Source organism: Streptomyces sp. IBSBF 3136, from assembly GCF_036815105.1.
Lineage (GTDB): Bacteria > Actinomycetota > Actinomycetes > Streptomycetales > Streptomycetaceae > Streptomyces.
Genome location: NZ_JAJSZC010000383.1, coordinates 1 through 7,761 on the forward strand (window position 1 = coordinate 1; position 7,761 = coordinate 7,761).

At 73.9% G+C, this 7,761-nt stretch carries 7 protein-coding genes; 3 read left to right on the forward strand and 4 right to left on the reverse strand.

Annotated elements, in window-relative coordinates:
- Nucleotides 1-241 precede the first annotated feature (241 nt).
- Nucleotides 242-751, forward strand: coding sequence for a hypothetical protein (locus V7E45_RS39140; RefSeq protein WP_333779053.1), 510 nt, complete (start codon nucleotides 242-244; stop codon nucleotides 749-751).
- A 109-nt stretch (nucleotides 752-860) separates the two neighbouring features.
- Here V7E45_RS39140 and V7E45_RS39145 read toward each other — a convergent pair whose 3' ends face one another.
- The gene (locus V7E45_RS39145) at nucleotides 861-1,667 is read right to left on the reverse strand and encodes a GntR family transcriptional regulator (protein WP_333779054.1); all 807 of its coding nucleotides are present in this window, start codon (nucleotides 1,665-1,667) and stop codon (nucleotides 861-863) included.
- 167 nt (nucleotides 1,668-1,834) lie between these two features.
- Here V7E45_RS39145 and V7E45_RS39150 point away from each other — a divergent pair, with 167 nt between their 5' ends.
- Nucleotides 1,835-2,674 carry a (2Fe-2S)-binding protein gene (locus V7E45_RS39150; protein ID WP_333779055.1) on the forward strand — a complete coding sequence of 280 codons (840 nt, stop codon included), beginning with the start codon at nucleotides 1,835-1,837 and terminating at the stop codon, nucleotides 2,672-2,674.
- A 302-nt stretch (nucleotides 2,675-2,976) separates the two neighbouring features.
- Complete coding sequence (locus tag V7E45_RS39155; protein ID WP_333779056.1) at nucleotides 2,977-4,020, forward strand: DUF2637 domain-containing protein; 1,044 nt, start codon at nucleotides 2,977-2,979, stop codon at nucleotides 4,018-4,020.
- Nucleotides 4,021-4,197: 177 nt separating this feature from the next.
- Here V7E45_RS39155 and V7E45_RS39160 read toward each other — a convergent pair whose 3' ends face one another.
- The 3 genes from V7E45_RS39160 to V7E45_RS39170 form a co-directional block, all read right to left on the reverse strand.
- Complete coding sequence (locus tag V7E45_RS39160; protein ID WP_333779057.1) at nucleotides 4,198-4,647, reverse strand: ATP-binding protein; 450 nt, start codon at nucleotides 4,645-4,647, stop codon at nucleotides 4,198-4,200.
- A 328-nt stretch (nucleotides 4,648-4,975) separates the two neighbouring features.
- A complete protein-coding gene (locus tag V7E45_RS39165) occupies nucleotides 4,976-6,718 on the reverse strand; it encodes a pyruvate dehydrogenase (protein ID WP_333779058.1) in 1,743 nt (580 codons plus the stop codon).
- A 69-nt stretch (nucleotides 6,719-6,787) separates the two neighbouring features.
- On the reverse strand, nucleotides 6,788-7,761 hold a 974-nt coding region (locus V7E45_RS39170), incomplete at its 5' end, for a protein phosphatase 2C domain-containing protein (protein WP_333779059.1).

A 7,761-nucleotide genomic window follows, 5' to 3' on the forward strand; every position in this document is an offset into this window, starting at 1 on the left:
TCCGCCGGGGGCCGGGTGGCCGAGAGCACGCTCAGAGGCAACTGAGAGCTTGCTGTGCCACGCTGGCGCGCCCCTGGCCCCACCCCCCTCAGGAGTGTCCCCATGAGTCTGGTCAACGGCCTGCCGGCCCATGTGCTGCTGGTGCACGTCGTCGTCGTGCTGATACCGCTGACCGCGCTGGCGCTGGTGGCCGCGGCGGTGTGGCCCCGGGCGGCCCGCCGGCTCGGGNCATGTGCTGCTGGTGCACGTCGTCGTCGTGCTGATACCGCTGACCGCGCTGGCGCTGGTGGCCGCGGCGGTGTGGCCCCGGGCGGCCCGCCGGCTCGGGGCGCTGCTGCCCGCGCTCGCCCTCGTCGCCCTGGTCAGCGTGCCCCTGACCACCCAGGCCGGCGAATGGCTCGAACGGCACGTCGACGACGACGCGCTGGTCCGGCGGCACACCGAGCTGGGCGACGGGCTGCTGCCGTGGGCGCTGGGCCTGTTCGTCCTGGCGGCGGTCGTGTGGTGGACGGCGCGCGGCACGAAGAAGGCGGTGCCGGCCGAGGGCCCGGCGGACACCGTGGCCCCGGCGGGTTCGGCGCGCGCGGGCCGGGCGGCGGCGTTGCCGGTGCGGATCGTGGTGGCCGTCCTGTCGCTCGCCGTGGCGGCCGGGGCTGTCGTGGACGTGTACCGGATAGGCGACTCCGGCGCGAAGGCCGCCTGGCACGACGCCTATTCGAAGAGCGCGCACGGCTCGCGGGACGGTTCCTGACGGTCCCGGCGGCTCCTGACGGTCCCGAGCCTCCTGACCGGTACGGCCCCGGGCGCGGGGAGCCGCAGACGGGAGAGCGGGGCGCGGGAGGACGCGGGGCGCGGGAGCGTCAGGCCGCGCCCGCGAAGTGCTCGCCGACCAGGCCGCGCACCACGTCCAGGTCGCGGGCGATGAGCGCGTCCAGCAGTGCCGTGTGCTCCGCCGCGTCCGCCAGCAGGTCCGCCCGGCGCTGCCGGACCGGCCCCCCGACGAGCGGCCACTGCGCGCGCCGGTGCAGGTCGTCCGCGATCTGCACCAGCTGCTCGTTGCCCGACAGGCACAGCATCGCGCGGTGGAAGGCCCGGTCGGACTCGGCGTACGCCGCGAGGCAGCCGGAGGAGGCGGCGCGCACCGTCGCCTCGGCGACCGGGCGCAGTGCGGCCCACCGCTCGACGGGCACCGTGCGGGCGAGCCGCAGCATCACCGGCACCTCGATGAGCGCCCGCACCTCGGCCAGCTCGCCCAGTTCCCGCGCGCCCCGCTCGACGACCCGGAAGCCGCGGTTGGGCACGACCTCGACGGCGCCCTCCAGCGCGAGCTGCTGCATGGCCTCGCGCACCGGTGTCGCGGACACCCCGAACCGCTCGCCGAGGACCGGCGCCGAGTAGACCTCGCCGGGCTTCAGCTCGCCCGCCACCAGGGACGTGCGCAGCGCGTCCAGGATCTGGCCGCGCACCGAGGAACGCTGCACGACCCGCGCCCGCGGGGCCGGCGGCTCGGAGTGGGTGTGCTCGCCACGGGCGGCCGGCAGGCCGGCATCGCGCTCACGGACGGGCTCGGCCGCGCGCGCCTGCGCCGGCACCCGGGCGGCACCCTGAGGCCCAGCATGGGCCCGCGTCTCGGCGGAGCCCTGCACGCCCTGCACGCCCTGTTCCACGCGCTCCTCCTCGGGGCCGCCGGCACTTAGGGGTCATTAACGGCGGGTTGTTACTTGTCCGTCAAGCACCTTAGGCGCACAAGGCGGCAGTTCAAACTCCCTCACGGACGAATAAGGTTAGCCTTACCTGCACAGTCCGTCCGTGATCCAGGAACGGTGGTACCGCCATGCCCGCCGCGGCCTCGCCGCTCCGCTCCGCCTACGCCCGCCTCACCGGGACCGGAGCCGGCCCGGCCGTGACCGTCCTCGGACCCGCGGACCCGCTGCCGCCGGGCGACGGATGGCTCACCACGGCCGGGCTCGCGCGCGGCGGTTGCGACCTCGACACCTTCCTCGCCTGGGACGAGGCGCAGGTGCTCCGGGACTACGGACGGCCGGCCCGGCCGGACGTCGTGGCGAGCCTCGGCCTGCACCGCTACGCATGGCCGGCCTCCCTGCTGATCACCGTTCCGTGGTTCCTGTGCCGCCGGGTGCCGCGGCTGCCCGTGACGCATGTCTCGTACGACCGGGTCGCCGGGCGCATGGCCGTGCGCCCCGCCTCCTTCGCCTGCCTGCCCGGCGACCCGGCGGCCGCGCTGCCCGGCGCCGTCGTGGTGGCCGGAGAGGAGGCGCTGCGGGCCGAGGTGTGCGCGGCCGTCGCCGAACACCTGGAGCCGGTGCTCGCCGCTTTCGGGCCGCGGATGCGGCGGCGCGGGCGGGCACTGTGGGGCATGGCGACCGACGAGGTCGTGGAGGGGCTGTGGTACGTCGCCAGGCTGCTGGGCGGCGCCGAGGAGGCACGGGCGGTACGGGAGCTGGAGATGCTGCTGCCCGGGGCGACCCGGCCGTACGTCGGCGCGGCCGCGTTCCGGACCCTGACCGGGCCCGCCGGGGAACCACTGCCTACCCGGGACCGGACGAGCTGCTGCATGTTCTACACCGTACGGCCCGAGGACACCTGCGCCACCTGCCCGCGCAACTGCGACAGCGACCGCGTGCCCAAGTCCGCCTCCATGACGGCCGCCTGAGGCACCCTCAGGTCGGCGGCGGGCGCCCGGTCGACTAAGATCACCGCGATCGGACCACCCGTTTGCCGGACAGTAGTTCACGACTTCCTCACAAGCCTCGGGAACTTTCCCGGGAACCATCCGTACGGGTAGTCTTATTCGAACTCAACTCCCGCCCCTCACGCGGCAGTTCGAGCAGAACGCCGCCCTGGGCATTCCCTTGCACCTTCTTGGCGGCCTCTTGCCCCGAAACCCCCTGAGGGCCGTCGGGAGTGGGCCACTATGGCGGGCGATACGCCCTATCCCAATGCAAGGGACCCCTGATGAGACTGACCGACATATCGCTGAACTGGCTGCTTCCCGGCGCCGTACTGCTCCTGGGCATGCTGGCGGCGGTTGCGGTGCTCGCGCGCGGAAAGCGCTCCTCCGGGGAGAACGCGAGCGCGGACGACTCGTGGGAGCGCAGCGAGGAGCGCCGCCGGCGCAAGGAGGCCGTCTACGGCACGGCCTCCTACGTCCTTCTCTTCTGCTGTGCGGCGGTGGCGGCCGCACTGTCCTTCCACGGCCTGGTCGGCTTCGGTGAGCAGAACCTCGGCCTGACCGACGGCTGGCAGTACCTGGTGCCGTTCGGCCTGGACGGCGCGGCGATGTTCTGCTCCGTCCTGGCGGTGCGCGAGGCCAGCCACGGCGACGCGGCCCTCGGCTCCCGGATACTCGTGTGGATGTTCGCCGCGGCGGCGGCCTGGTTCAACTGGGTGCACGCGCCGAGGGGCGTCGGCCACGCGGGCGCGCCGCAGTTCTTCTCCGGCATGTCGCTGTCCGCGGCCGTCCTGTTCGACCGGGCGCTGAAGCAGACCCGCCGGGCCGCGCTGCGCGAACAGGGCCTGGTGCCGCGCCCGTTGCCGCAGATCCGGATAGTGCGCTGGCTGCGCGCCCCGCGCGAGACCTACAGGGCCTGGTCGCTGATGCTCCTCGAGGGTGTGCGCAGCCTGGACGAGGCCGTGGAGGAGGTCCGCGAGGACAGCAGGCAGAAGGAGGAGACCCGTCGGCGCCGGCGCGACCAGGAGCGCATGGAACGCGCTCAGCTGAAGGCCATCAGCCGGGGTCACCGCGGCTTCGTCGGCCGCGGCGGCGGCCGGCAGGTCGAGGTGCAGGCGGTGGAGCGCGCCCCCGCGGAGGCGACCGCGGAGCCCGCCATATCAGCGGCGGAGCAGCTGCCCGTACGCTCTCGGCCCTCCCTTCAGCCGGTCCGCAAGGGCGTTGAGCCGGTCACCGTCGACCTCACCGCGGAGGACGACACGATGGCTCTGCCCCGCCTCGACTCCCTGGAGCGCAAGCTGAAGGACCTGGAGCAGCAGTTCGGCTAGGACGCCGAACACGTCCGGCACGACCAGCACGCCGGGCACACGGGCGGCCGGCATCGGGGGGGGGGGGGGGGGGGGGGGGGGGGGGGGGGGGGGGGGGGGGGGGGGGGCGGGGGGGGCGCCCCCCCCCCCCCCCCCCCCCCCCCCCCCCCCCCCGCCCCGTGTCCGTACGGATCCCGCTCAGGCGGCCTCGGCGCCCAGTTCGAACCACACCGACTTGCCCACCCCGTGCGGCCGGACACCCCAGGCGTCCGCCAGGGACTGCACCAGGGCCAGGCCCCGGCCGTTCGTGTCCTCGGTCAGGTCGGGCACGCGCAGGCGCGGCCTGCGGGACACGAAGTCCCGCACCTCCACCCGCAGTCCGCGCGCCGAGACGACCGCGATCAGCACGGCGTCGGCGTCGGTGTGCACGAGGGCGTTGGTGACGAGTTCGCTGGTGAGCAGTTCGGCGATCTCCGAACGGCCGGGCCTGCCCCAGTGCCGCAGCAGTTCGCGCAGTTCCCGGCGGGCCTCGGGCACCGCCCTGAGGTCGGCGCGCCCCAGCCTGCGTCTGAGCGGGGGCGGGTGCGCCGGTTCGGTGATGGTGTCGGTCTCTTCCCCCGTCTTCGCCGAGGAGGCCCCGATGGCCACGGGACCGCCCCCTCGCGCCTGCCTCTTCATGACCCCCGCCCGCACGCTGCTTGACCCTGCCCCTCCTGGTCGAACACGTTCACGGGGATCCATGCCCAACGGGCCACCGGGCAGTCCTGGTGGCTGGGGGACGTCCCCCTGTTCGGCCACGGCCGTCGGCCCCCTCGCCCCGCCTCCTGACCCCGTCCGGACGGTGTCCCGCCCGCCAGGGCCGCCGTACCGTGCCCCGGTGGCCCCAGCACGGCCGGGCGCGGGCCCGCGGCACGCGCCGCGGACGGTCCGTCACGGGGCGTGAAACTGGCCGGAAAACGTCCATTCCGGCTCCGGTTCAGGGCCTGGGCACATTGCGCAGGTTGGAGCGGGCCATCTGGAGCATGCGGCCGACGCCGCCGTCCAGCACGATCTTCGAGGCCGACAGCGCGAACCCGGTCACCATCTCGGCGCTGATCCTCGGCGGGATCGACAGGGCGTTGGGGTCGGTGACGATGTCCACCAGGGCCGGTCCCTTGTGCTTGAAGGCGTCCCGGAGCGCCCCGGCGAGCTGCTTGGGCTTCTCCACCCGCACCCCGTGGGCGCCGCAGGCCCGGGCGACGGCGGCGAAGTCGGGGTTGACGTTGGTGGTGCCGTACGAGGGCAGACCGGCGACCAGCATCTCCAACTCGACCATGCTGAGCGAGGAGTTGTTGAACAGCACCACCTTGACCGGCAGGTCGTACTGGACCAGCGTCAGGAAGTCGCCCATCAGCATGGCGAATCCGCCGTCGCCGGACATGGAGACCACCTGCCGGCGCCGGTCGGTGAACTGGGCTCCGATCGCCATGGGCAGGGCGTTGGCCATGGAGCCGTGCGAGAAGGAACCGATGATCCGGCGGCGGCCGTTGGGCGAGATGTAGCGGGCGGCCCAGACGTTGCACATCCCGGTGTCGACGGTGAAGACGGCGTCGTCGTCGGCGATCTCGTCGAGCACCGCGGCCACGTACTCGGGATGGATCGGGATGTGCCGGTCGACCTTGCGGGTGTACGCCTTGACCACGCCCTCCAGCGCGTCGGCGTGCTTCTTCAGCATCCGGTCGAGGAAGCGCCGGTCGGTCTTCTCCCGCACCCGCGGGATCAGGCAGCGCAGCGTCTCGCGGACGTCGCCCCACACGGCCAGGTCGAGCCGGGAGCGGCGGCCGATGACCTCGGGCCGCACGTCGACCTGCGCGATCCGCACGTCGTCGGGCAGGAAGGCGTTGTACGGGAAGTCGGTGCCGAGCAGGATCAGCAGGTCGCACTCGTGGGTGGCCTCGTAGGCGGCGCCGTACCCGAGCAGCCCGCTCATGCCGACGTCGTACGGGTTGTCGTACTGGATCCACTCCTTGCCGCGCAGCGCGTGGCCCACGGGTGACTTGATCAGCTCCGCGAACCGCATGACCTCGGCGTGCGCGCCGGCCGTGCCGCTGCCGCAGAACAGGGTGACCCGGCCGGCCTGGTCGATCATCTCCACGAGCCGGTCGATCTCGGCGTCGCCGGGCCGCACGGTGGGCCGGGAGGTGACGAGGGCGCTCTGCGCGGCCTTCTCCGGGGCGGGCTCGGCGGCGATGTCGCCGGGCAGCGAGACCACGCTCACGCCGCTCTGCCCGACCGCGTGCTGGATCGCGGTCTGCAGCAGCCGGGGCATCTGCTTGGAGCTGGAGATCAGCTCGCTGTAGTGGCTGCACTCCTGGAACAGCCGGTCCGGGTGGGTCTCCTGGAAGTAGCCGAGGCCGATCTCGCTGGAGGGGATGTGCGAGGCCAGGGCGAGCACCGGCGCCATGGACCGGTGGGCGTCGTACAGGCCGTTGATGAGGTGCAGGTTGCCCGGGCCGCAGGAACCGGCGCAGGCCGTCAGCTGCCCGGTGATCTGCGCCTCGGCACCGGCCGCGAAGGCGGCGGTCTCCTCGTGCCGTACGTGGATCCAGTCGATGGCGGCGTTGCGGCGCACGGCGTCGACGACGGGGTTGAGGCTGTCGCCCACGACGCCGTACAGACGGCGTACGCCCGCGCGGACGAGGATGTCGACGAACTGCTCGGCGACGTTCTGTCTGGCCATGGCTCGCGTCTGCCCCTTCGCTGTCCCGGGAACCGCCCCTCCCGGTCCATCAATCCACAGGGACCGCGGTTACGCCTCCCAAACAGCCGCCGCCGTACGGTCGTCCGCGTACCCCTTCACCCGCACCTGGACGTCCGCCAGGAAGGCGGCGAGGCCGGGCGGGGTGCGGTCGGACCAGCGGCGGGCCAGATACGCGCAGAGCGCGGGCTCGCCGCGCAGCGGTTCGGCGAGCCCCTCCGTACCCATCACCAGGACATCACCCGGCCGGGCTACCGAGGCGCGGAACCGGAACGGCTCGCGCGGCGGCGCCGGGGCCGGCTCGTAGGGGCTCGGCGGGGTCGGGATGCCGAGGTCCATGGTGAGCCGGTCGCCCTCGGGGGTCTCCGCGGGCGGTGAGCCGAAGCTGAGGACGGGTTCACCGGTGGTGTCGGCGGGCGAGATGCGCGGCTCGATGTCCTGCCACTCGCCGTCCCGCAGCCGGAACAGGCCGCCGTCGCCGACGCCGAAGAACACCCGGGTCCGGCAGTCGGGGTCGGCGGGCAGCAGCAGGCAGCGCAGGCTCGCCGCGTACTCCTCCGGGTCCAGGTCCTGTTCCACGGCACTGGCGCGCAGCTTGCCGAGACCGCGGTCGGTCAGCCGGTGCAGACCCGACTTCAGGTCGCCGCGCCGGCCCGCCCTGATGTCCTCCGCCAGCCGCTGGTGGCTGCGGCCCACGGCCCGCCCGATCAGCTGACATGCCTCGGCCGCCGCCAGATGGGCGTAGGGGGTGGCCCGGGCGCCGGTCGCCACCGCGACGAGCACCAGCGCCTGCTCCCCCGTCCCGAACCGCGCGGTCAGCAGCGCGTCCCGGCGCTGCTCCCCCCGGTAGCGCGCCGAGTCCCCGCGCAACGACACCGCCCGCAGGGTGCAGGCGCCGTAGCGGGCACCGTCCAGCACGGTGTCCGGAACCAGCTCGGCGAGGTCGTCGGGGTCGACGGCGGGAAGCGCGGTGGGCTCGGGGTCGTAGGTGGGCGGCCCGGACCCCACGTAGTCGAGGGAGGAGG

What these genes read in the sequence shown, in the direction of transcription:
- V7E45_RS39165 (WP_333779058.1), bottom strand. Translation starts at nt 6,718, where the DNA reads ATGGCCAGACAGAACGTCGCCGAGCAGTTCGTCGACATCCTCGTCCGC.
- V7E45_RS39150 (WP_333779055.1), top strand. Translation starts at nt 1,835, where the DNA reads ATGCCCGCCGCGGCCTCGCCGCTCCGCTCCGCCTACGCCCGCCTCACC.
- V7E45_RS39155 (WP_333779056.1), top strand. Translation starts at nt 2,977, where the DNA reads ATGAGACTGACCGACATATCGCTGAACTGGCTGCTTCCCGGCGCCGTA.